A 21,781-nucleotide genomic window follows, 5' to 3' on the forward strand; every position below is an offset into this window, starting at 1 on the left:
CAGGATGAAGGCCAAAAAGGTTTTGCAGATCGTTCGCGCGCTCGATTTCGCCGCCTGGGCGCATTCGGCACAGCGGCGCAAGGGCGGCGAACGCGAGCCTTACGTCAATCACCTGACCGAGGTGGCCCGGCTCGCGGCACAGGCGACCAAGGGTCGGGACGACAAGCTGATCATCGCTGCGCTCTTGCACGACGTGCTCGAAGACCAGGCGATGCGCGTGAATTACAAGATGCTCAAGGACAAATTCGGCAAGCGGGTGGCGCGCATCGTGCGCGAAGTGACTGACGATCGCAGCTTGCCCAAGGCGGAACGCAAGCGTTTGCAGGTCGTCCATGCGCCGCATCTGTCGCGCCGCGCGCGGATTCTCAAGATCGCCGACAAGACGGCCAACCTCAATTCGATCCTGCAAAGCCCGCCGGAGGACTGGTCGGTCGAGCGCAAGACCGAGTATTTTTCCTGGGCGGCCGAGGTGGTCGCCGGGTGCCGGGGCGTCAACCCCTGGCTTGAAGACCTGTTTGACGATCGCCTGAGCCATGGACAGTTCTAATGAAGATCGCTCGCTGTTCCGGCGCTGCGCCGAGCTCATCGCGCAGGCCGACGGCCTCCTGATCACCGCCGGTGCCGGCATGGGCGTCGATTCGGGCTTGCCCGATTTTCGTGGGTCGGAAGGCTTCTGGGGCGCTTACCCGGCGCTCGCCCGGGCGCGTATCTCGTTCGAGCAGATCGCCAGCCCGGCCGCCTTCGGCACGCATCCCCGGCAGGCCTGGGGCTTCTATGGACATCGGCTGAACCTCTACCGCGCGACCGTACCGCACGAGGGGTTCAACATCCTGCGCCGGATCGGCGCCTGCCTGCCACAGGGCTATTTCGTATTCACCAGCAACGTCGACGGACAGTTCCAGAAAGCCGGCTTCGTCCCGGCGCGAATCGGCGAATGCCACGGTTCGATCCATCACCTGCAATGCCTGTCGGCGTGCTGCGATTCGATCTGGCCGGCCGACGACTTTCAGCCGGAGGTGGATGAGGCGAGATGCCTGCTGCGCTCGGCGTTTCCGCGCTGCCCCTACTGCGGAAACCTGGTCCGGCCGAATGTGCTGATGTTCGGCGATTGGGGCTGGCTCGACGCGCGCAGCGACCAGCAACAGCAGAACCTGCAGAACTGGCTGCACAAAGTCGATCGCCTGCTGGTCATCGAAATCGGTGCCGGAAGCCGTATTCCGACCGTGCGAAGGCTCGGTGAATCGCTGCCGGGACAGCTGATTCGGATCAATCCGACTGAACCGGAACTCGGACGCGGCAAGGGAGTATCGATCGCCTGTGGCGGGTTGGAAGCGCTGCGCCGGATCGGGGCGGCGCTGAATGAGCTGGCGGCGGAACCCGGCGCTGCCTAGGCGTGTCGATGAAGCCTGTTGGCGACTCACCCCCCGAACCCATCACCGGAGCTGTCTGCATGATTGACCTTTACTACTGGACGACGCCCAACGGCCACAAGATCACGCTGTTTCTCGAAGAGGCGGGGCTGCCGTATCGCATCGTCCCGATCAACATCGGGCGCGGCGAGCAGTTCGCGCCGGAATTCCTGCGCATCGCGCCGAACAATCGCATTCCGGCGATCGTCGATCAGGCGCCGGCCGACGGCGGCGAGCCGATTTCGGTTTTCGAGTCGGGCGCGATCCTGCTCTATCTCGCGGACAAGACGCGGCGCTTCATCCCGCAGGATCTGCGTGGCCGCAATGTCGCGCTGCAGTGGCTGTTCTGGCAGATGGGCGGTCTCGGGCCGATGGCCGGACAGAATCACCATTTCAGCCAGTACGCCCCGGAGAAAATTCCCTACGCCATCGAGCGCTACGTCAAGGAGACGGCGCGCCTCTACGCGGTGCTGAACAGACAGCTTTCCGACGGCCGCGACCATATCGCCGGCGACTACTCGATCGCCGACATGGCGTGCTATCCGTGGATCGTCCCGCACGAGCGGCAGGGGCAGACGCTCGAGGACTTCCCGCACCTCGCCGCCTGGTTCGCGCGCATCGCGCAACGTCCGGCAACCGAACGCGCCTACGCCCGCGCGGCCGAGTTCAACAGCGCGCCGGCAATGAACGAAGCCGCCAAGCGCGTGCTCTTCGGGCAGGACGCGAAGACGGTTCGTTAATCCTGGAAGACTCAACTCTTTACCGCAAAGGCGCAAAGATGCAAAGGTTCGCAAAGAAAATCAAAGCGCTATGCGAATAGCGCGTATGTTCCGTAGTCACCCATAAGGCGAATGATCAAGTACGATCCACCCGCTGTTTCCTTTGCGATCTTTGCGCCTTCGCGCCTTTGCGGTGAGGTTTTTAGGTTAATTCAGGGCGGCCGGCGGGAGATGCCGGTTCTTGTAGAATGTCGGGCTGACTTTTGCTTGAGTTGCCGTTCCGTGAGTTCCAGCCCCAAACTTCGCTCGCCGCTTGACCGTGTTCGCCAGGTGATCCTGTTCGAGATCGGCGGCCTCGTGCTGATCACGCCGCCGTTCGCGTGGGCGAGTGGCGTGCCGGCGAGCGAGTCGATCGGCCTGCTGGCGATCATCGCGCTGCTCGCCGCGTTGTGGAACGCCGTCTACAACACCTCGTTCGACTGGATTGAAGGGCGCCTTACCGGGCGCACGGCCGATCTGCGCCCCTACCTCTGGCGCGTCGTGCATGCCTGCGGCTTCGAGGGCGGGCTGGTGCTGATGAGCCTGCCCATCGTCATGTGGTGGGCCGGCATGTCCTGGCTGGAAGCGCTGCTTGCCGACATCGCGCTGGCGCTCGCCTACGTGGCGTACGCCTTCGTCTTCAACATCGTCTACGACCGGGTGTTCCCGATCGCCGGCGAGGCGTGATCCTCAAGGCGTGATCGGCGGGTAGTCGCCGTAGCCGTCGGGCCAGGGCGTCAGGATCTCGAATCCGCTTTCGGTCACCGCGACCATGTGTTCCCACTGCGCCGACAGCGAGTGGTCCTTGGTGACGACGGTCCAGCCGTCAGGCAGGAGTTTGGTGGTGGCCTTTCCGGCGTTGATCATCGGCTCGATGGTGAAGACCATGCCCGGCTTGAGCGTCAGCCCTTCGCCCGGCTTGCCGAAGTGGAGCACCTGCGGCTCGTCGTGGTAGATGCGGCCGATGCCGTGTCCGCAATATTCCTGCACCACGCTGAAGCCGTCGCGGTGCGCCACGCGCTGGATGGCGTGGCCGATGTCGCCGAGCCTGGCGCCGGGCCGCACCGCGAGGATGCCGGCGCGCATCGCCTCGTAGGTGGTGCGCACCAGCCGCCTGGCCAGCGTGCCGGGTTGGCCGACGAAGTACATGCGGCTCGTGTCGCCGAACCAGCCGTCCTTGTTCAGCGCGACGTCGATATTCACGATGTCGCCGTTCTTCAGCTTCTTGGCTGACGGAATGCCGTGGCAGATGACGTGGTTGACCGAGGCGCAGATCGTCTTCTGATAGCCGTGGTATCCGATGTTGGCCGGGGTCGCCTGCTGCACATTGACGATATGGTCGTGGCACAACCGGTCCAGCTCTTCGGTCGTCACGCCCGGCTTGACGTGCTGCGCGATCATGTCGAGGACCTCGGCGGCCAGCGCGCCGGCCCGGCGGGCCATGGCGATCTCTTCGGCGGAGCGGATTGCGACGAGTCCTTCGGGCATCATGCGAACTCCGCTAAGCTGACGGCATGCACCGCCGTTTCGCTCGAATGGTCCGGCTGTTCCGCCTGGATGAGCAGCTGGCAGATCTCGCTGTAGCAGAGGCCAGGGTTCAGCTCGGCGAGCATGCCGACGCGCAGCCAGTGCTCGGCCTGTGCGTTGATCGAGCGGCTCAGCGCGCCGCTGGTCAGACGCAGGTTCTCATGCATCTGCTCCGATATCTTGACGATTCCCATGATTCAACAAATATACGATGTGTACATGGATCGTATTATACCGGCAAACGGTCGACGCTGCCGACGCAGCGGCGGGAATGGGGTGCGGCGAAGGGAATCGCCGCGCGTGATGGAGGTGCTCAGCCGCGCGCGGCCTTGCACTCGTTGGCGAGCGGGCTGCCGGTGTTGGCGTCCATCAGCATGCTCTTCCAGGGCAGGTCGATCCACACCAGCCCGTTTTCGCGATCCTCATAGCGCGGCAGGCCCGAGGTCGAATCGTAGCGCTGCAGCGCGCGACGTTTGCCTTGCCAGTCGATGCTGATCTGATCGGGTTTGCGCGCGTCGCGCCGGACTTCCACTTTCTTGCCGAGTTCGCAGCGGTAGGTGCCGCTCGCCAGCTTGAAGTTCAACTGTTCCGGTTGGCGGGACGCAGCGCTTGCCTTGCCGGATAGCGGTTTGTCGGGTGCGTTGCCCGTTGTCGTGCAGGCAGCCAGCAGCGACAGCGCGCTGAAGATGAAGAGGTGGAAATCGAGTTTGGGCGTCATGGCCTCGCATTATCCACCATGCGGGGATCGGGGCGCGCCTCAGCGCGCCGATCAGGATGAAGAGGCCGCCGCACGAGCGGTTGAAGAGCGTGCCGGCGCGTTCCAGCCACGGGCGCACGCGGAAGGCGAAGCGTGCGAGCAGGTATTCAGGTATTCGGTGACGAACTCGGAGAGTGCGAACGTCGTCGCCATGACCAGAAACTGCGGCAGCAGGGCGCGCTGCGGGTCGATGAACTGCGAGAGGAAGGCGCCGAAGAAGAGCAGCACCTTCGGGTTCGCGATGGCCGAGAGCAGGCCCTGCAGGAACAGCGTGCGGCCGTGGCTGTCCGGCGCCGCTTCGTCACCGGTAACTCGACCGCCTGTTCCGCGCAAGCCTCGGGCAGACGGCGCGCGAATACTGGCAGGAGCTTCGCCTGCAGTATGTCCGCTGGCGCCTGCTCAACTCCGACCACCGCCTGGCGACGTTGGCCGACGAAGCCGGTTTCCAGGACGCCAGCCATCTGCGCAAGGCGCATCGCTGAGAGCGGGCACGCCTTCCGCTAGTCGACGGCCAGATCTGGCAGGCTCTTGCGCGTCGAACGCGCCGACGGCAACGGTGATTCGCCAATTCGGCAAAAGAACGAGAAGGCGTCGCTCGGTCCTGCTCCTGCCACGGCTTCGAATTGCGTTGCCAGTTTCCGTGTTCCTGCCGCGATGGCCGGGTCCGTCGAAAAAGTCCGGCTCGAGCGCGCGTACCAGCGAAAAATGACGGGTGTCATCTCGGGCTGCAGCTGCAGGCCCAGGGCTGCGGTTGTCAGCCAAAGCCGCTGCAATGCAACGCCAACCTCGATGCGAGCAGCAAGTCCCGAGGGAGGTACGGCGGGCTTCATCAGAACGTGCCCGGCACAGGCCAGCGCGGGAGCGAAGTCGAGTTGCAGGCGCGGGACGATGGTGCCGCCCAGGAAGCGGTTGAAGAAAACAACGCGTCCCCAGCTTTGCATGACCCAATGCATCAATTTCGTCGTCAGCGGATCGGTTCCGACGGCCTGGTCGGGGATGCGATCGGCGCTGAATCGTGCGTTCCACTCGATGATGTCGCGATGAACCGGGTAGGCCTCCGGGCAGGTCAGACGGATATAGGCGTTGTTCCAAAGTAGACGCGCGACGGCAAGCCGATCCGTGAAAGATTCGAAGAACTGCAAGGTGTGATCGTTTCCGACGGCAGCAATCAGTGCGTCTTTTTGCGTCGGCAGCAAGCGCGTGGCGGACATTGCCCGACGCTGTACGGTTCGCGTCGTAATGAAGGGAACGAGCGGATCCTCGGGAATGTCGGCGCGGCGCAATTTGACGTCGTAGATCGGTGCGGTGTCCGGTTGGCCGGCGCGAATCTGCCACTTGGCAGCGAGGCCGTAACGGGTGGCAGCAAGGCGTAGCGTTTCAAGAAACGCGCCATGGGCCATCTGGCTCGCGTGTCCGTCAAAGTCGTAGAGCACGTGATCGCGGGTGTCATGGCCGTGGATGGCGAGGTGGTCGTCGGCGACCAGTTCGAAGCGCCAGGGCTGCGTGTTGTCGCCGCTGGGTGCCCAGCGGGCGAGGTCAAGGATCTGCAGCAGGATGTCGCGCGTCATTCTTGTCTCCATGAAACGGTGCAAAGGCGTCGCTATAGCCCGAGTTGCCGCTTGGCGATGGCGATGGCCAGACGGTTGATCGGGTTGGAGTTGCCGCCCGGGCGCCAGGTGTGGGCAAATTTGTTGCGGTAACCGTCGTATTGAATCCCGTGCGGGGCTGCCCAGACTTTGCCGCGCTCAAGGAGGATCTTGAGCGCCTCGGTGGCGGCGACGCCAGCGCAGAACTGGCACGCCATGACCGTCGACGGACCGCGGCGCTCCTTGAGATTTACGCGCGACGGGTCGGCCAGGTAATGGCGATGGAGCAAGGCCGGGGCGAGGCCGACGAGGAAACGGATGGCTTTGTCGAGTTCGGGCCGACCGCTGACCTGGAAGTAGTCTTCGAAGGTCATCTCACCCGGCAGGAAGTTCAACAGTGCGGCGCTCATCCCCAGCGGCGCGACGGTGACAGCAGGGATGCCATGTTCCGAACAGTAGGCGAAGACCCGTTCGCGCGCATCGAAAGCGAAGAAGTCGAGTCCGTCGATGTAGAGATCGACGTCGCGAAAGAATGCGTCGAGATTCTGCGCATTGACGCCGTGCGGAAAAACGCCGATATCCGCCTCGGGGTTGATGTCGCGCGCCATGCGCGCGAGGACGTCGACCTTCGCCGCACCGACACTGCTCATTACCGCACCGGCCTGGCGGTTGAAGTTCTCGATCTCGAAAACATCGAGGTCGGCAATGTTGAACCTGCCGACCCCCAACCGGGCAAGCGTCAGGAGATGGAAGCCGCCAACGCCGCCCATGCCGGCGATGGCGACGCGTTTTCCGCGCAGGTGGGCTTGTTCCTGCTCGGTGATCCAGCCGATATTCCGCGAGAAAGCTCTTTGGTAATCGAATGCTTGCATGTTGAGTACCCCGATTTGAGTTTGTCGTATGATGGCGACGTTGGCGTTTGCCATTCGGAAGAGCACGACTAATGATCAGTTTAGTCTCCGATTTTCGCCTGGCTACCCGTAATCTCAGGCGCAATACTCAACGGACACTTGTTGCCACGCTGACCGTTGCCTTCGGTATTGTCGCTTTCTTGCTGGCGGGGGGCTTCATCGCCTGGATCTTCGAGCAAATGCGCGAAGATACGATTCACTCCCAGCTCGGCCACGTCCAGATTGTACGCCCCGGTTATTTCGAGAAGGGGGTTGCCGATCCCTATGCGTATCTGCTTCCGGAACAGTCGGCAGAGCAGGAAAGTGTCGAGAAAATGGAGGGGTTCGGAAGCCTCGCGCCGCGTCTGTCGTTCAGCGGTCTGGTCAGCCATGAAGATACCAGCATCGCTTTCGTCGGCGAGGGCATCGATCCGGTGCGCGAGAAACCGATCAGCAGCAAAGTCACCATCGTCAGCGGTCGCGACCTTGCGAAAGACAACGAGAACTCGGCGTTGCTGGGTGAAGGCCTGGCGCGTAGCCTTGGTGTGCAAGCGGGTGACTCCGTTGTATTGCTGGCGACGGCGGCCAACGGGAGCGCGAGTGCGGTTGAGGTGGTCGTCGCTGGAACGTTCGCGACGATCTCCAAGGAGTACGACGATAGCGCCCTGCGTTTACCGATCCAGATCGCGCGCAAGCTGATGAAGGTTCGTGGTGCGACGTCGTGGGTCGTTCTCCTGGACAAGACCGAGCGAACCGACGACAGCGTTCGTCAGCTGGCAGGCGCCTTGTCGGGCGACAAGTTCGAGGTGATTCCCTGGAGCGACCTGGCGGATTTCTATAACAAGACGGTCGTTCTGTTCTCCAGGCAGGTCAACGTCGTGAAGTTCATCATCGGCGTCATCATCGTCTTGACGATTTCCAATACGCAGATGATGAGCGTCCTGGAACGCACACGAGAGATCGGCACCAGTCTGGCCATCGGGCAACGCCGGCGCGCGGTGTTGCGCATGTTTGTCGCGGAAGGCGTTCTTATCGGTCTGATCGGCGGTGTTCTCGGCGTCGTGCTGGGGTACCTCTTTGGTCACTTGATTTCGGCCGTTGGAATCCCGATGCCGCCACCGCCCGGGATGGCGAGGGGGTTCCTGGGAGAGATCCTGATTGTTCCGGAACTGGCCTCGGAGGCGCTGATACTGGCACTGGTGACGACCTTTCTGGCGAGCGTTCTGCCCGCCTTCAAAGCGAGTCGAATGAACATTGTCGATGCATTGCGGCATAACCAATGAGCGCGCGAATTCTTCAACTGTGGGCTTTTGCCTTGCGCAACGTCTTCCGCCAACGCGCTCGTTCGGCCGGAACGCTTGCCGCGATCAGTCTCGGCGTGGCCGGCTTGATCCTGGCGGGTGGTTTCGTACAGGACGTCTTTGTCCAGTTGGGCGAAGCCGTCATTCATTCCCAGAGTGGGCATATCCAGATCGCCAAGAAGGGATACCGAGAAGGGCGGACGCGCGCTCCCGAATCGTTCCTGATGGACCGCCCGGAGACACTCAAGGCCAGGATACGGGAAGAACCGGGCGTCCGGATGGTCCTGGCGCGCCTGGGTTTTTCCGGGGTAATCAACAATGGCAAGCGCGACCTGGGCATCGTCGGCGAAGGCGTCGAACCGGCGGGCGAGGCAACGCTGGGCACGTACCTTCGCTATATCGAGGGGCGGCCGCTGGCGGATTCCGATGAGGACGGCATCGTCATCGGGCAAGGGGTTGCCCGATCGCTCGGTTTGAAGGCGGGGGATCGGGTCAATCTGGTGATCAGTCTCGCGCAGGGAGCCGTGAATACCCTGGACTTCGAAGTGGTCGGCGTGTTCCAGAGCTTTTCCAAGGATTTCGACGCCAGGGCAGTGCGCATACCGTTGAGTGCGGCACGTATCCTGATGGACAACAACGCAGCGCACGTGCTGGTGGTTTTGTTGGACAAGACAGAGAGTACGGATCAGGTCGCCACTTCGCTGGGTAACAAACTCCTTTCCCAAGGCTTTGAGCTGGCGACGTGGCGCGAACTGTCGGACTTTTACGACAAGACGATTCAACTCTACGACAGGCAGTTCGGCGTTTTGCGGCTCATCATCCTGCTCATGGTCCTGTTGAGCGTTGCCAACAGCGTCAACATGACCTTGTTCGAACGAACGCGGGAATTCGGCACCTTGCTCGCCCTGGGCGACCGGCGTGGCGCCGTATTCAGGCTGATTGTTTCCGAGAGCGTTCTGCTTGGGCTGTTTGGCGCCTTGCTCGGTATGTTGCTGGGGTGCGTCGGAGCCTTGGGTATTTCGGCAATCGGTATTCCGATGCCGCCACCGCCCAATGCCAACATCGGTTACACGGCCTACATCCGGCTTGTTCCGCTCGACGTATTGACCGCCGGCGGAATCGGTTTCGCGGCGACCTGCCTTGCCGCTCTGCTGCCGGCCAGACGTGCATCGCGCATGCCGATCGTTGATGCCTTGCGGCAAGGTGTTTAGAAGATCCCAGAAGAGGCGGTGGCAGCTTTTTTGCGAAGGCTTGTCTCGGACTGTGCACAATTTGGCAAGTGATCGCGCCGGTTGGCAGTATTTTGGTCGCGAGTGACGGTGCCTCTTCCCCGTTGATCGGTGGTGTTGCCTTTCGCGGTGCGCGTCAATATGACGTAGTTGGCATTTTTGGTGTGGACGTCCGGTACATGATTTCTCGTAAAATCAATGTCATGATGAGATGTTTTGATCCTGTTTGGAATATTTGAGCTACTATTTGCGCTTTCCGACTCAGTTGCGATTTCAGGGTAACAGCCGAATAAAAGGAGAAAAGTATGTTGAACAGTCTGTGTGGACGTGTTGGCGCTGCGTTTCGCTGGGCCTTGATCGGCGCGTTTGCGATGGTCGCCGTCGGTTGTGCGACCTCAAATCCTCCGGCGCCAGCCGCCGCGGCGTCGCCGGACTACAACTACATCATCGGTCCGGGCGATACGGTCAATATTGTGGTCTGGCGGAATCCGGAACTCTCAATGTCGGTTCCGGTCCGTCCGGACGGAAAAATCGCGGCGCCGCTGGTTGAAGACCTGGTTGCGATGGGCAAGGACTCCACGACGCTTGCACGGGATATCGAAAAGGAACTGGGCAAATTCATTCGCGATCCGGTGGTCACGGTCGTCGTAACCGCCTTTGTCGGTCCGTACAGCGAGCAGATCCGTGTCGTGGGTGAGGCGGCCAAGCCGCAGACGCTGCCGTACAAGCAGAAGATGACGCTGCTCGATGTGATGATCGCCGTTGGCGGGATAACGGACTTCGCCGACGGGAACGGAACGACGCTGTTGCGAACGACCGAGGGCGACAAACAGTACGGCGTACGCGTCAAGGATCTGATCAAGCGCGGCGATGTTTCGGCGAACGTCGAGATGAAACCGGGCGACGTGCTGATCATTCCGCGCAGCTGGTTCTGATTCTGACGGCCGACGCCGTTACGGGGTCGGCCACTTGTCATCAACAAATAGCAATACCGAGATCGATGGACGAAATAATCCGGCAGGCGATTACGATCCTGAGAGGCATGTGGAAGCATCGCTGGCTAGGGCTGGGGATGGCGTGGGCGGTCGGTGCGCTCGGCGTGGCTGTTGTCCTTCGCATTCCCGACAAATACGAGGCCTCGGCAAGAATCTACGTCGATACGCAGTCCATTCTGAAACCGTTGATGTCGGGGCTGGCGATTGAGCCGAACGTCGATCAGCAGATCATGGTCTTGAGCCGAACGTTGATCAGCCGGCCGAATATTGAAAAGCTTGTCCGCATGGCGGATCTTGACCTGAACATCGATTCAAAGCAGGCTCAGGAAGCACTCGTGGACGCTCTGATGAAGGATCTGACGATCAAGAGCACGTCACGCGACAATCTGTACACGCTGGCTTACAGCGACGCGCAACCTGAGCGGGCCAAGAGAGTTGTCCAGTCGTTGGTGTCGATCTTTGTCGAGTCGAGTCTCGGCGACAAGCGAAAGGATACGGATTCGGCGATCAAATTCATCGACGACCAGATTCAGGTCTATCAGAAGAAGCTGGAGGAAGCTGAAAACCGGCTGAAGGAATTCAAGTTGAAGAACATCGCCTTGCAGACAGGCGATGGAAAAGATTACTTCGGTCGAATCAGCGAGATTAGCGCTGCCTTGGCGAGTTCAAGGCTCGAGCTTCGCGAAGCGGAGAATTCCCGGGATGCGCTGAAGCGTCAGCTTCTCGGAGAGGAGCCCGTGCTGCTGCTTGATACTCCAGAGATGACGTCAGCCATCTCGATTCCCGAGATCGATGGCCGGATCGACGTATTGAAACGAAACCTCGATGGTTTGTTGCAACGCTTCACCGAGAAACATCCGGACGTGATCGGAACCCGGCGGATGATCAACGAGCTCGAAGAGCAGAAACGGGCAGAAATTGCAACCCGTCAGAAAGTCGCGCCGACGAGTCCCGCGTCTCTCACGAACAACAATCCCGTTTATCAGCAGCTCAAGGTTTCTCTTGCGGAGAGTGAGGCGACCGTGGCCTCGCTGACGGTTCGTGTTGCCGAATACCAGGCTCGCTATGACCAGCTCAAGGATGCCGTCAAGATGATTCCGCAGATCGAAGCGGAACTCACCCAGCTGAATCGCGATTACGACGTCAACAAGAAGAACTACGAGAGCCTGGTTGCGCGCCGCGAGTCTGCGACCATGTCGGGCGAGATGGACACCAGCACCGCCACTGTGGACTTCCGGCTGATTGACCCGCCGCGTGTCGCGCCGCAACCGGTGTCGCCGAACCGACTTTTGCTGCTGCCTCTGACACTCGTGCTCGCTATCGCCGCCGGACTCGCGATCCCGTTTGCGGCAAGCCAGATCCGCCCGATTCTGTTTGATGCCAGGGCCTTGAGAGATCTCACCGGGCTTCCGTTGCTTGGCACGGTATCCAGAAAAGTGGAGGAGTCCTTGAAGCTGAAAATGAAAAAAGACTTGAGGCGATTCATTGTCGCTGCGAGTTCTCTTTTTGTTGCATATGGCGCCGGGATCGGTCTGTTGGTGTTCCTTGGTCTACGTAGCGCTTGAGGATAAACGATGAGCCTGATCGAACAAGCAGCGCAACGGTTGGAACAGCTCCGACAAGCCGGGGTGAATGTTCCTTCGCGGTCGGCGGAGGAGCCGGTTGCCCCCGTACGAAAGCACGATATCGAAAAGAAAGCTGTAGTCGAGACGCCGAAGGCTGTCCTCGCCGACACCGGTGCCGCGGCTTCAGAGACTCACTCGTCGCGTCGCGTTGAGCTCGATCTGAACGCGCTATCGGCAGCCGGTTTCATTCGTCCCGATGCGCCGCGATCCCAACTCGCCGATGAGTATCGCGTCGTCAAGCGGCCATTGATTGACAATGCCATGGGGCGAGGCGCCACGCGCATCAAGGACGGCAATCTGATCATGGTGACCAGCGCGTTGCCGGGTGAAGGCAAGACCTTTACGGCGGCCAATCTGGCGATGAGCATTGCCATGGAACTGGATAACACCGTGATGCTGGTCGATGCCGATGTCGCCAGGCCCACGCTTTTGAACAAGCTCGGTTTGCCGCCCATGCGTGGTCTGCTCGACGTGTTGGTGGATGATTCGATCGACCTGTCGCAGGTCCTGCTGCGCACGAACGTCGAGAAATTGGCTCTGTTGCCGAGCGGCACTCAGCACCCGCGCGCTACCGAACTCCTGGCGAGTGACGCCATGGTGAGCCTGCTTGAAGACATGGCGCGCCGCTACTCGGATCGGATCATCATTTTTGACTCGCCGCCGCTTCTGGTGACCACCGAGTCGCGGGCGCTGGCTTCGCACATGGGACAAGTCGTTGTCGTCGTCAAAGCGGAGAGCACGACTCATTCCGACGTCAAGCATGCACTCGCGGCGATCGAGTCGTGCCCGGTGAAACTGATGCTGCTGAATCAGGCCAAGTCGTCAGCGCCCGATGGGTACGGCTATGGATATGGCTATGGGTACGGTTATGGCCATGCGAACTGAACCCGGTCGTCACAAGGTGGTAGTGCGTCGGCTTGGCAAAGTGCTGCTTGCCGCGGGTCTCGCATCGGCGATGACACCGGCTTGCGCGGGTAGCTGGACGATAACGCCGACGGTGGCTGTCACCGAGACAGCGACCGACAACGTGGCGCGGAGCGACAGGAACAGGCAAAGCGACCTGATCAGCGATGTAAACCCCGGCATCCGCATCGAGGGTTCCGGTGGCCGCGCGAAGCTGCGTTTCGACTACCAGATGCACAATCTTTTCTACGCGCAGGATTCGTCGCGTAACGAGACCCAGAATTCGCTGAACGCGCTTGGCACCCTGGAAGCCATTGAAGACTGGCTCTTCATCGAAGCCAGCGGATATATCTCCCAGCAGAATTTGTCGGCGTTCGACAGTTCATCGTCGTCCTCATCCGTTAACGTCAATACCTTGAACACTACGGAGACCTCGACCTACCGGATTTCTCCTTACATCGTCGGCTCGTTCGGCAGTTTTGCCGACTACCAGTTGCGCTACAACCTGGCAACCACAAGCAGGAAATCGAACTTGTCCAACGATGAGAACGTCAGCGAACTGGTCGGGAGCCTCAAGGGCACCACGTCGCTGGCGAGTCTCGGCTGGTCGATCGACGCCAGCACGCAGGACATCAGTTACGATCGCGGTCGCGATAACGAGGCGGATCGTCTACGGGGCGTGCTCACGTATCAGATCAACCCCCAGTTCCGAGCCAATCTCATTGGCGGTGTCGAGGCAAACAACTACCAAAGCCTGGATAAGGAGTCGACCACGACATACGGTGCCGGCTTCGATTGGTCGCCGACCGACCGAACCCTGTTGTCGGTCAGCCGGGAACACCGTTTCTTCGGCCAGGCGAATGCGATCAGCTTCTCGCACCGCACGGCGAGTACCGCGTGGAAATTCAGCGATACAGAGGATGTGGTGACGCAAACGGGGCAGCGCTCGACGGTTGGACTTGGTACTTACTACGATTTATTGGCCATGAATTTTCCGGGTATTAGCCGGAAAGACGCAGAGGCTCTACTTGGCGGAATCGATCTGAACGCGCAAATCCCTGGTGACTTCCTCACCAACGAATCGACCATCCAGCATCGCCGCGAGTTGTCGTTCGCCTTGCTGGGCGCGCGCAATACGGTGACGTTTTCCGCCGGCGAGACGCAGTCGGAGCGTGCCTCGCAGGGGGCATTGAGCAGTATCCTCGGTACCAGTGATTTTGCGAACGCGCAGAAAATCCGCCAGCGCGTTGCCAGCATCAACTGGTCGCACAAGCTGACGCCTTTGTCGTCGCTGATTGCGACCGTCTCAAGATCGAACAGCAAAGGTTCCGGCACGAGCAGTTCCAGCCTCGAGACGACGGAGCAGATGTACCACCTGAACTTGACGACACAGCTGGGTCCGAAGACCCACGCGAATCTCGGTTTCAGGCGTGCGGTTGGTGACGGGACGGTTGACTACACCGAGAATGCGCTGACCGGCACGCTGTCGCATCAGTTCTAGGCGGCTGCCATGTATGAATCGTTCTACGGGTTGAGCAGCAAACCTTTTCAGCTCAACCCGGACCCGAGTTTCTACTTCGGCAGCAAGCAACACCGGCGCGCGACGGCTTACCTCGAATACGGGCTGCACCAGAACGAAGGCTTCATCGTCGTCACCGGCGAGATCGGCGCGGGCAAAACGACGATTGTCCGTGGTTTGCTCGGCAAGCTGGATTCGGCCAAGGTGGTCGCTGCGCAGCTCGTCAGTACGCAGCTTGATGCGGAAGACACGCTGCGCATGGTGGCCGCGGCGTTCGGCGTCAATACCCGCAGTCTCGGCAAGTCAGAAGTCCTGCTCGCCCTCGAAGCCTTTCTTGTCGATGTGACCCGGCAAGGAAAACGTTGCCTGCTGATCGTGGACGAAGCGCAAAACCTGACGGCGCACGCGGTCGAAGAGTTGCGCATGTTGTCCAACTTCCAGTTCGAAACGCAGGCGCTGCTGCAGAGCTTTCTCATCGGCCAGCCCGAGTTCAGAGGCATCATGCAGAGTCCGCACATGCAGCAGCTACGACAACGCGTCATTGCCGCATGCCATATCGGACCGATGGATCAGGACGAGACGCGCGCGTACATCGAGCATCGGTTGAAATGCGCCGGTTATGGGGGCGCTCCGTTGTTCGATGGTGAAGCCTACGAGGCGATCTTCAAAGCGAGCGGCGGCGTTCCGCGACGCATCAACTCGTTATGCGATCGAATTCTTCTTTCTGGCTTTCTCGGCGGGAGGAGCGAGTTCAATTTGAACGACGTTGAAGATGTCGCTCGGGAGTTGAATGAAGAAACGCTTGCACCGATTGCCTCGGGTAAGGGGACTGCAGCTTCCGCTGGAACCGATGGTGCGGGAATGCGTCTGACCGATAGCGCCATTCTCGATATCGACCTCTCGCGGCTGGAACTTGACGCGGGTATCGCCGACGAAGCGTCGCGGGCGATTGCCGAACTGAAGAATGGTTTGAACGAGCAGCGCATCGTGCGGTTGGAACGGAGCATGATCCGGATCGAACGCAGTAGCGCGGCAACGCTGACCCTTCTGCAACAATTGGTCAATTCAATTCGCGCTCGCCAGAAGCGAGAGGATGAACCGGCCTGAACTGCGCGCGGTTGTGCGGATGCGGGTTTGCATTACTGATCGACACTTAACGCTTGAGGCGGTGGCTTGATGCAAGGCAAGACAATCAAAAACGCCCTGACCATCGATGTGGAGGACTACTTCCAGGTCTCCGCATTTGCACCGTACATCCCGCGGGATCATTGGGAGCAGCGCGACTGCCGCGTCGAGTGCAATGTCGACCGAATCTTGCAGATGCTCGAAGATCACGAAACACGGGCAACGTTCTTTACGCTCGGCTGGATAGCGAAACGTTATCCTCAACTGGTTCGCCGCATTGTCGAACAGGGTCACGAATTGGCCAGTCACGGCTACGGGCATGAACGTGCGTGCGACCTGACAGAGGCGGCTTTCTTTTCCGATATCGATTCGGCCCGGAAAATTCTTGAAGACATCTCCGGCCGTGCCGTTACCGGCTACCGAGCGCCCAGCTTTTCAATTGGCGAAAAAAACCTGTGGGCGTTTGATTGCCTCGAGCGTGCGGGCTATCGCTACAGCTCGAGCATTTACCCGATTCGCCACGATCACTATGGAATGCCGGATGCGCCCCGTTTTGCGCATCGGGTTCGCGGCGGCCTGCTGGAAGTCCCGGTGACGACCGCACGTTTTTTCAATCGAAACTGGCCGGCGAGCGGTGGCGGTTACTTCCGCCTGATGCCGTATGCGCTGTCGAGCTGGTTGTTGCGGCAGGTCAATCAAAACGACGGTCAGCCGGTCATTTTCTATTTCCATCCGTGGGAAATCGACGTCGACCAGCCGCGGATCGAAGGGATCAATGCCAGGACGCGTTTCCGTCACTACGTCAACCTGCACCGAACCGAGGCCAGGATCCGCCAGCTTCTCAAAGAGTTCAGCTGGGCACCAATGGACGATATTTTCCTGCAGACCGGGGCTGCACGATGAGCGGAGCAGCCGGAAACGAAATCGGGGAGAAGATCGCCGCACAGCCGGGCTTGGCTGTACGGCGTCTTGACTCGAACGATCTGGCGCAAGTCGCCCGTTGGGATGGATTCGTTGCTGCGTGCGCCGAGGCGACCTTTTTTCACCGGTCCGGCTGGCTGACGATCGTTACCGAGGTCTTTGGCCACGCGGCCTTTTTCCTCTATGCCGAACGCGATGGCGTCATTGAAGGCGTGTTGCCGCTGGCACAAGTGAAGAGTCGGCTCTTTGGCAATTCGCTTGTCTCGTTACCGTTCGCCGTTTATGGCGGCGTGGCGTCCGACTCGCCCGAGGCCGTTACCGCGCTTGAGGCCGAAGCGCAGACGATCGCGCGGACGCTTGGCGTTGACCACCTGGAATTCCGGAACCTCAAGCATCGCCACGCCGACTGGCCGATGCAGGATCTCTACGTCAGTTTTCGCAAGGAACTCCAACCCGAGGTTGAGGCGAACATGCAAGCCATACCGCGCAAGCAGCGCGCCATGGTGCGCAAGGGAATCAAGCACGGCTTGCAGAGCGAGATCGACACGAATGTCGATCGTTTCTTTGCGCTTTACGCCGACAACGTCCACCGGCACGGCACGCCGGCGATGCCCAAGCGCTATTTCGAGGCGTTGCTGCGGGTTTTCGGTAGTGACTGCGAGGTTCTGACCGTGGTCGGCAGCGATGCGCGGCCGCTGAGCAGTGTGCTGAGTTTTTACTTCCGTGACGAAGTCTTGCCGTATTACGCGGGCGATGACGTCGTCGCGCGCGATCTTGCCGCCAACGACTTCAAGTACTGGGAACTCATGCGGCGCGCCTGCGAGCGCGGTATTCGCGTCTTCGACTACGGGCGAAGCAAGCAGGGGACCGGATCGTTTTCCTTCAAGAAGAACTGGGGCTTCGAACCGCAACCGCTGTTCTATGAATACTGCCTCTACAAGCGCGACAACGTCCCGCAAAACAATCCATCCAACGCCAAATACCGGCTGCTCATCGAAGCATGGCGCCGAATGCCGATCGGGCTGGCCAACCGGCTTGGACCATTCATCGTACGGAATCTGGGCTGAGGCATCCGGTGGCCAATCTACTCTATCTCGTTCATCGACTTCCGTATCCGCCCAACAAGGGCGACAAGGTGCGCTCGTTTCACTTGCTCAAACATCTGGCCGCGAGGCATCGCGTGTTTCTTGGCACGTTCATCGATGATCCGCAGGACGAGGCCTATGTCGATGCCGTGTCGCAGTACGTTGTCGACAAGCATATCGCCCGGCTGTCGCCGCGGATGGCCAAACTGCGCAGCCTGAGCGGACTGCTCCATAACGAGGCGCTGACCCTGCCGTACTACCGCAATTCCCGACTGCAGGTGTGGGTCGACAGGACGCTGCGCGCCGAGCGCATCGATGCGGCCATCGTCTTCTCCTCGGCGATGGCGCAGTATGTGGCCGGCTTTGGGGGCCTGCGGACCCTGGTCGATTTTGTCGACGTTGATTCGGCCAAATGGACGCAATACGCGCCGAACCATCGCTGGCCCCTGTCCTGGCTCTATCGGCGCGAAGGCGAACGTTTGCTCGCCTACGAGCGGTCAGTCGCACAGCAGGCGACGCATTCCTTCTTCGTTACTGACGCCGAGACCGAGCTGTTCTGCAGTCGTGCGCCGGAATGCCGCGGGCGTGTCGATGCCATGTGTAACGGCGTCGACGCCGAGTTTTTCTCGCCCGAACAGGCGCTGGTTTCGGCCTTCGGTCCGGACGAACTGCCGCTCGTCTTCACGGGGGCGATGGACTACTGGCCGAACGTCGATGCCGTCAGCTGGTTCGTCGCCGAGATCCTGCCTGCGCTATTGCTCAATCATCCGGGGCTCAAGTTCTACATCGTCGGACGCAGCCCGACACCGGCCGTCCTGGCCTTGGCCAGCGATCATGTCGTCGTTACCGGAACGGTTCCCGATGTGCGCCCGTATCTGCGCTACGCAGCTACGGTCGTTGCCCCCTTGCGGCTTGCTCGCGGTATCCAGAACAAGGTGCTTGAAGCGATGGCCATGGGCGTTCCGGTTGTTGCTTCCAACGAGTGTGCCGGACCGGTCGATGCCGTGCCTGAGCGCGATTTTCTCACTGCCGGAACCGTAGCTGACTACCAGCGGCAGATCGAGCGTCTCCTGCACTCGCCCGAACGAGCGGCGGCCATGGGAATGGCGGCACGCCGACAGGTGCTCGCGCGTTATAGCTGGGACGCACACCTGTCGAAGATCGATTGCTTTATCGACGAGTCTGGCGCCTGCCGGAAGGAATGATCGCTCATGGTGCAGACTTTTCCCGACAGCGCATCAGCGGCTAGCGCGTGGCCGAAAGCGCTCGTTGTTCTGTTCGTCGCGCTTGCCGCTATCCTCGTGCTCTATGCGGATACCGCATTGTCCATGGTTGAAATCTGGGCGCGCAGCGGGACGTTTACCCACGGTTTCCTCGTTCCGCCGATTTCCCTCTGGTTGATCTGGCGGTTACGGAAGGAACTGGCGCTTACCGTGCCCTGGCCGAATGCGTGGTTTGTTCTCGTGCCGGTGGCGACCGGCTTTATCTGGGTGCTCGCTGAACTGGCCGCCGTCGGCGTCGTCTCCCAGTTCGCGCTTGTGACCATGCTGGTGTTCCTGGTCCCGGCCGTGTTGGGAATGCCTGTCGCGCGGCGTATCGCCTTCCCGTTGGCGTTTCTTTACTTCGCCGTCCCGTTTGGCGAGTTCGCCATGCCGTTCTTCATGGAATGGACGGCGAAGATTACCGTCATCTGTCTGCGCATGAGCGGAATTCCCGTCTATCAGGAGGGCCTCCAGTTCGTCATTCCCTCGGGTAATTGGTCGGTGGTCGAGGCCTGCAGCGGTATCCGTTACCTGATCGCCTCAGTGACCGTCGGCACCCTTTTCGCCTATCTGAACTACCGCTCCCTCAAGCGGCGTCTCCTGTTCGTCGTCGTTTCGTTTCTCGTGCCGATCATCGCCAATTGGGCGCGCGCGTACATCATCGTGATGCTGGGCCATCTCTCCGGCAACAAGCTTGCCGCTGGCGTCGATCACCTCATCTACGGCTGGGTGTTCTTCGGTATCGTCATGATGCTCATGTTCTGGGTCGGGTCGCGCTGGCGGGAAGACGATTCGCCCACTGTCGGGTTCGGTATCGACGAATCTGCAAGAGCCGAAAATGGGAAACCCGGGTTCTCGATCGCTGTGTCTGGTGCGGCATTCTTGCTGGTAACTGCCTTTTGGCCGCTGGCTGAGTGGCAGCTTGGGCGTGAGTTGTCTCCGGCCGTCGCTCGTGTCGAACCGCTCTCGACAATCCCCGGTTGGAACGCGTCTGATCAACAGGTTGCCGATTGGAGCCCGGGTTATGGAAATCCGTCGGCGTCGCTTCGGGCTTTCTACGAATCGGAAGGTCGTCGTGTTGGCCTCCAGATCGTGTACTACCGCAATCAGGACCATGAACGAAAACTGGTCGGCTCGACCAACGTCCTGGTGGAAAGCAGTGATCCGGACTGGCACCAGGTGGCGCGGAGCGCACATCGGGCCAAGTGGGGAACAGAGACTATCGACGCGCGCACGGCCGTATTGTCGTCGGCGAACTCGCAGCGCTTGCTCGTCTGGCACTGGTACTGGATCAATGGCTATCTGACGTCAAGCGATGTCAAGGCCAAGGTCTATAGCGCGTTGATGCGCCTCACCGGCAAGGGGGACGACTCGGCAGCCATTTTTGTCTTCACGCCAAAGGAGCAGGCCGGAGACGGCGTGAGCGCGCTTGAAGACTTTGCCCAGGCCGCGGGCCCGATCGTCATGGATGCGCTGCAGCGGACACGGGAGACCCGATGAGCGCTGAAACCGATCCACGCCCGTTGATCGCGCATGTGATGTACCGCTTTGATATCGGTGGTCTTGAGAACGGTGTCGTGAACCTGATCAATCACATGCCGGGCGATGCGTTCAGGCACGTGGTCATTTCGCTGACCGAGATTACCGACTTCCGGAAGCGGATCGCGCGCGATGACGTCGAGTTCATCGCGCTGGCCAAGCCCGCCGGTCACGTCTTGTGGATCTATCCGCAACTCTTCCGCTTGTTTCGCCGGTTGCGTCCGGCCATCGTGCATAGCCGCAACCTCGCCGCGATGGAGGTCGTCGTTCCCGCGCTGCTTGCAAGTGTGCCGGTGCGAATTCACAGCGAGCACGGGCGAGACGTCGATGATCTGGACGGATCGAGCAAAAAGCACCAATGGTTGCGGCGCATCTACGCCCCTTTCGTGACGCAGTTCATCGCTTTGTCCAAGGATCTGGAGAATTATCTGACTTCCAGGGTCGGCGTGCGAAAGGACAAGGTGGTGCAGATTTACAACGGCGTCGATACCGGGCGCTTCTACCCGGCGCCGACGCGAACCTCCATTCCGGGTTGCCCGTTTGACGCGTCGTCGTGCTGGCTGGTCGGCACGGTGGGGCGAATGCAGGCGGTCAAGGACCAGTTGACGTTGGCGCGAGCCTTCGTGCGAATGATCGAGATGGCTCCCGAACAACGTGGTCGGGCGCGCCTGGTGATGATCGGGGATGGGCCAATGCGGAGGGAAGTGCTGGCGTTGCTGACAGAAGCTGGGCTGGAAGAGCTCTCCTGGTTGCCGGGCGAGCGCAACGACGTGCCCGATGTCCTGCGCGGACTTGATTGCTTTGTCCTGCCGTCGCTGGCCGAGGGTATATCGAACACGATTCTGGAGGCGATGGCGACCTCGCTGCCGGTCATTGCGACCCATGTTGGCGGAAATGGGGAACTCATCGACGCGGGCCGCAACGGGGAACTCGTGCCGGCGAACGATCCGGAAGCAATGGCGCGAATGATGCTTGAGATGGCAACGGACCCGTTACGCGCGCAGAAGATTGCGCGCAACGGCTATTCCGACGTCCTTGACCGGTTCAGCCAGATGGCCATGGTCAAGCGTTACCAGAGCGTTTACGAAGGCCGGCTGGCCCGCAAGACGGGCGACTTCGACCATGGCCGCCAGGAATGACCCTGAAAAACTCGATTCTTCACCGCAAAGGCGCAAAGATGCAAAGGTTCGCAAAGAAAATCAAAGTGCTACGCGAACAGCGCGTATCTGCCTTGGTCACCCATGGGGTGAATGATCAAGTCGATCAACCCGTTGTTTCCTTTGCGCTCTTTGCGCCTTTGCGGTGAGGTTTTCAGGATGACACGAGTGCGGCAGATGCACCAACTTGTAG

At 60.5% G+C, this 21,781-nt stretch carries 24 protein-coding genes; 18 read left to right on the forward strand and 6 right to left on the reverse strand.

What is annotated here, in order from left to right; translation table 11 throughout:
• From KBA32_RS08990 to KBA32_RS09005, 4 genes are all read left to right on the forward strand, one after another.
• Positions 1-547: HD domain-containing protein (locus KBA32_RS08990; protein ID WP_294357722.1), on the forward strand; the 547-nt coding region annotated here is incomplete at its 5' end.
• Positions 534-1,391, forward strand: coding sequence for a Sir2 family NAD-dependent protein deacetylase (locus KBA32_RS08995; RefSeq protein WP_294357726.1), 858 nt, complete (start codon positions 534-536; stop codon positions 1,389-1,391). The genes KBA32_RS08990 and KBA32_RS08995, both read left to right, overlap by 14 nt.
• Positions 1,392-1,450: 59 nt before the next feature.
• Positions 1,451-2,149 carry a glutathione binding-like protein gene (locus tag KBA32_RS09000; RefSeq protein ID WP_294357729.1) on the forward strand — a complete coding sequence of 233 codons (699 nt, stop codon included), beginning with the start codon at positions 1,451-1,453 and terminating at the stop codon, positions 2,147-2,149.
• A gap of 261 nt (positions 2,150-2,410) precedes the next feature.
• Positions 2,411-2,854 (forward strand): PACE efflux transporter, encoded by a 444-nt coding sequence (locus tag KBA32_RS09005; RefSeq protein WP_294357732.1) that lies wholly within the window; start codon positions 2,411-2,413, stop codon positions 2,852-2,854.
• A gap of 3 nt (positions 2,855-2,857) precedes the next feature.
• Here KBA32_RS09005 and map read toward each other — a convergent pair whose 3' ends face one another.
• From map to KBA32_RS09025, 4 genes are all read right to left on the reverse strand, one after another.
• Positions 2,858-3,658, reverse strand: a complete 801-nt coding sequence (gene map, locus KBA32_RS09010; protein WP_294357734.1) for a type I methionyl aminopeptidase — start codon at positions 3,656-3,658, stop codon at positions 2,858-2,860.
• Positions 3,655-3,888 carry a ParD-like family protein gene (locus KBA32_RS09015; RefSeq protein ID WP_294357737.1) on the reverse strand — a complete coding sequence of 78 codons (234 nt, stop codon included), beginning with the start codon at positions 3,886-3,888 and terminating at the stop codon, positions 3,655-3,657. The genes map and KBA32_RS09015 overlap by 4 nt, the downstream gene beginning before the upstream one ends.
• A gap of 119 nt (positions 3,889-4,007) precedes the next feature.
• On the reverse strand, positions 4,008-4,412 hold the full coding sequence (locus tag KBA32_RS09020; RefSeq protein WP_294357739.1) for a hypothetical protein: 405 nt from the start codon (positions 4,410-4,412) through the stop codon (positions 4,008-4,010).
• 51 nt (positions 4,413-4,463) lie between these two features.
• Positions 4,464-4,784: a LysE family transporter gene (locus KBA32_RS09025; RefSeq protein WP_294357742.1), complete on the reverse strand. Its 321-nt coding sequence runs from the start codon at positions 4,782-4,784 to the stop codon at positions 4,464-4,466.
• On the opposite strand from KBA32_RS09025, the gene KBA32_RS17110 reads away from it, so the two are divergent.
• The gene (locus tag KBA32_RS17110; protein WP_367113767.1) at positions 4,772-4,933 is read left to right on the forward strand and encodes a helix-turn-helix domain-containing protein; all 162 of its coding nucleotides are present in this window, start codon (positions 4,772-4,774) and stop codon (positions 4,931-4,933) included. The genes KBA32_RS09025 and KBA32_RS17110 overlap by 13 nt on opposite strands.
• An 18-nt stretch (positions 4,934-4,951) precedes the next feature.
• Here the strand turns inward: KBA32_RS17110 and KBA32_RS09030 are convergent, their stop codons facing one another.
• Both KBA32_RS09030 and KBA32_RS09035 read right to left on the reverse strand, forming a co-directional pair.
• Positions 4,952-6,031 (reverse strand): nitroreductase family protein, encoded by a 1,080-nt coding sequence (locus tag KBA32_RS09030; RefSeq protein ID WP_294357744.1) that lies wholly within the window; start codon positions 6,029-6,031, stop codon positions 4,952-4,954.
• 20 nt (positions 6,032-6,051) lie between these two features.
• Positions 6,052-6,909 (reverse strand): ThiF family adenylyltransferase, encoded by an 858-nt coding sequence (locus tag KBA32_RS09035; protein ID WP_294357747.1) that lies wholly within the window; start codon positions 6,907-6,909, stop codon positions 6,052-6,054.
• Positions 6,910-6,980: 71 nt separating this feature from the next.
• On the opposite strand from KBA32_RS09035, the gene KBA32_RS09040 reads away from it, so the two are divergent.
• The 13 genes from KBA32_RS09040 (at position 6,981) to KBA32_RS09100 (ending at position 21,737) form a co-directional block, all read left to right on the forward strand.
• Positions 6,981-8,210, forward strand: coding sequence for an FtsX-like permease family protein (locus tag KBA32_RS09040; RefSeq protein ID WP_294357748.1), 1,230 nt, complete (start codon positions 6,981-6,983; stop codon positions 8,208-8,210).
• Complete coding sequence (locus KBA32_RS09045) at positions 8,207-9,439, forward strand: ABC transporter permease (protein ID WP_294357751.1); 1,233 nt, start codon at positions 8,207-8,209, stop codon at positions 9,437-9,439. The genes KBA32_RS09040 and KBA32_RS09045 overlap by 4 nt, the downstream gene beginning before the upstream one ends.
• Before the next feature lie 323 nt (positions 9,440-9,762).
• Positions 9,763-10,392, forward strand: coding sequence for an XrtA/PEP-CTERM system exopolysaccharide export protein (locus KBA32_RS09050; RefSeq protein WP_294357753.1), 630 nt, complete (start codon positions 9,763-9,765; stop codon positions 10,390-10,392).
• Between the two features lie 65 nt (positions 10,393-10,457).
• Positions 10,458-12,017, forward strand: coding sequence for an XrtA system polysaccharide chain length determinant (locus KBA32_RS09055; RefSeq protein ID WP_294357756.1), 1,560 nt, complete (start codon positions 10,458-10,460; stop codon positions 12,015-12,017).
• A 9-nt stretch (positions 12,018-12,026) separates the two neighbouring features.
• On the forward strand, positions 12,027-12,962 hold the full coding sequence (locus KBA32_RS09060; RefSeq protein ID WP_294357759.1) for an XrtA-associated tyrosine autokinase: 936 nt from the start codon (positions 12,027-12,029) through the stop codon (positions 12,960-12,962).
• Positions 12,910-14,481 carry a TIGR03016 family PEP-CTERM system-associated outer membrane protein gene (locus KBA32_RS09065; protein WP_294357761.1) on the forward strand — a complete coding sequence of 524 codons (1,572 nt, stop codon included), beginning with the start codon at positions 12,910-12,912 and terminating at the stop codon, positions 14,479-14,481. The genes KBA32_RS09060 and KBA32_RS09065 overlap by 53 nt, the downstream gene beginning before the upstream one ends.
• 9 nt (positions 14,482-14,490) lie before the next feature.
• A complete protein-coding gene (locus tag KBA32_RS09070; protein WP_294357764.1) occupies positions 14,491-15,606 on the forward strand; it encodes an XrtA/PEP-CTERM system-associated ATPase in 1,116 nt (371 codons plus the stop codon).
• 69 nt (positions 15,607-15,675) lie between these two features.
• The gene (locus KBA32_RS09075) at positions 15,676-16,527 is read left to right on the forward strand and encodes an XrtA system polysaccharide deacetylase (RefSeq protein ID WP_294357766.1); all 852 of its coding nucleotides are present in this window, start codon (positions 15,676-15,678) and stop codon (positions 16,525-16,527) included.
• Entirely contained in the window at positions 16,524-17,612 is a 1,089-nt protein-coding gene (locus tag KBA32_RS09080) for a FemAB family XrtA/PEP-CTERM system-associated protein (RefSeq protein WP_294357768.1), read from the forward strand. The genes KBA32_RS09075 and KBA32_RS09080 overlap by 4 nt, the downstream gene beginning before the upstream one ends.
• Before the next feature lie 8 nt (positions 17,613-17,620).
• Positions 17,621-18,835, forward strand: a complete 1,215-nt coding sequence (locus tag KBA32_RS09085; protein ID WP_294357770.1) for a TIGR03087 family PEP-CTERM/XrtA system glycosyltransferase — start codon at positions 17,621-17,623, stop codon at positions 18,833-18,835.
• Between the two features lie 6 nt (positions 18,836-18,841).
• Positions 18,842-20,392 (forward strand): exosortase A, encoded by a 1,551-nt coding sequence (gene xrtA / locus KBA32_RS09090; RefSeq protein ID WP_294357773.1) that lies wholly within the window; start codon positions 18,842-18,844, stop codon positions 20,390-20,392.
• Positions 20,389-21,570, forward strand: coding sequence for a TIGR03088 family PEP-CTERM/XrtA system glycosyltransferase (locus KBA32_RS09095; RefSeq protein WP_294357775.1), 1,182 nt, complete (start codon positions 20,389-20,391; stop codon positions 21,568-21,570). Before xrtA ends, KBA32_RS09095 begins: the two co-directional genes overlap by 4 nt.
• On the forward strand, positions 21,567-21,737 hold the full coding sequence (locus tag KBA32_RS09100) for a hypothetical protein (protein ID WP_294357777.1): 171 nt from the start codon (positions 21,567-21,569) through the stop codon (positions 21,735-21,737). The genes KBA32_RS09095 and KBA32_RS09100 overlap by 4 nt, the downstream gene beginning before the upstream one ends.
• Positions 21,738-21,781: the final 44 nt, after the last annotated feature.

The sequence above is a fragment of the Propionivibrio sp. genome, from assembly GCF_017995515.1.
Taxonomy (GTDB): Bacteria; Pseudomonadota; Gammaproteobacteria; order Burkholderiales; family Rhodocyclaceae; genus Propionivibrio.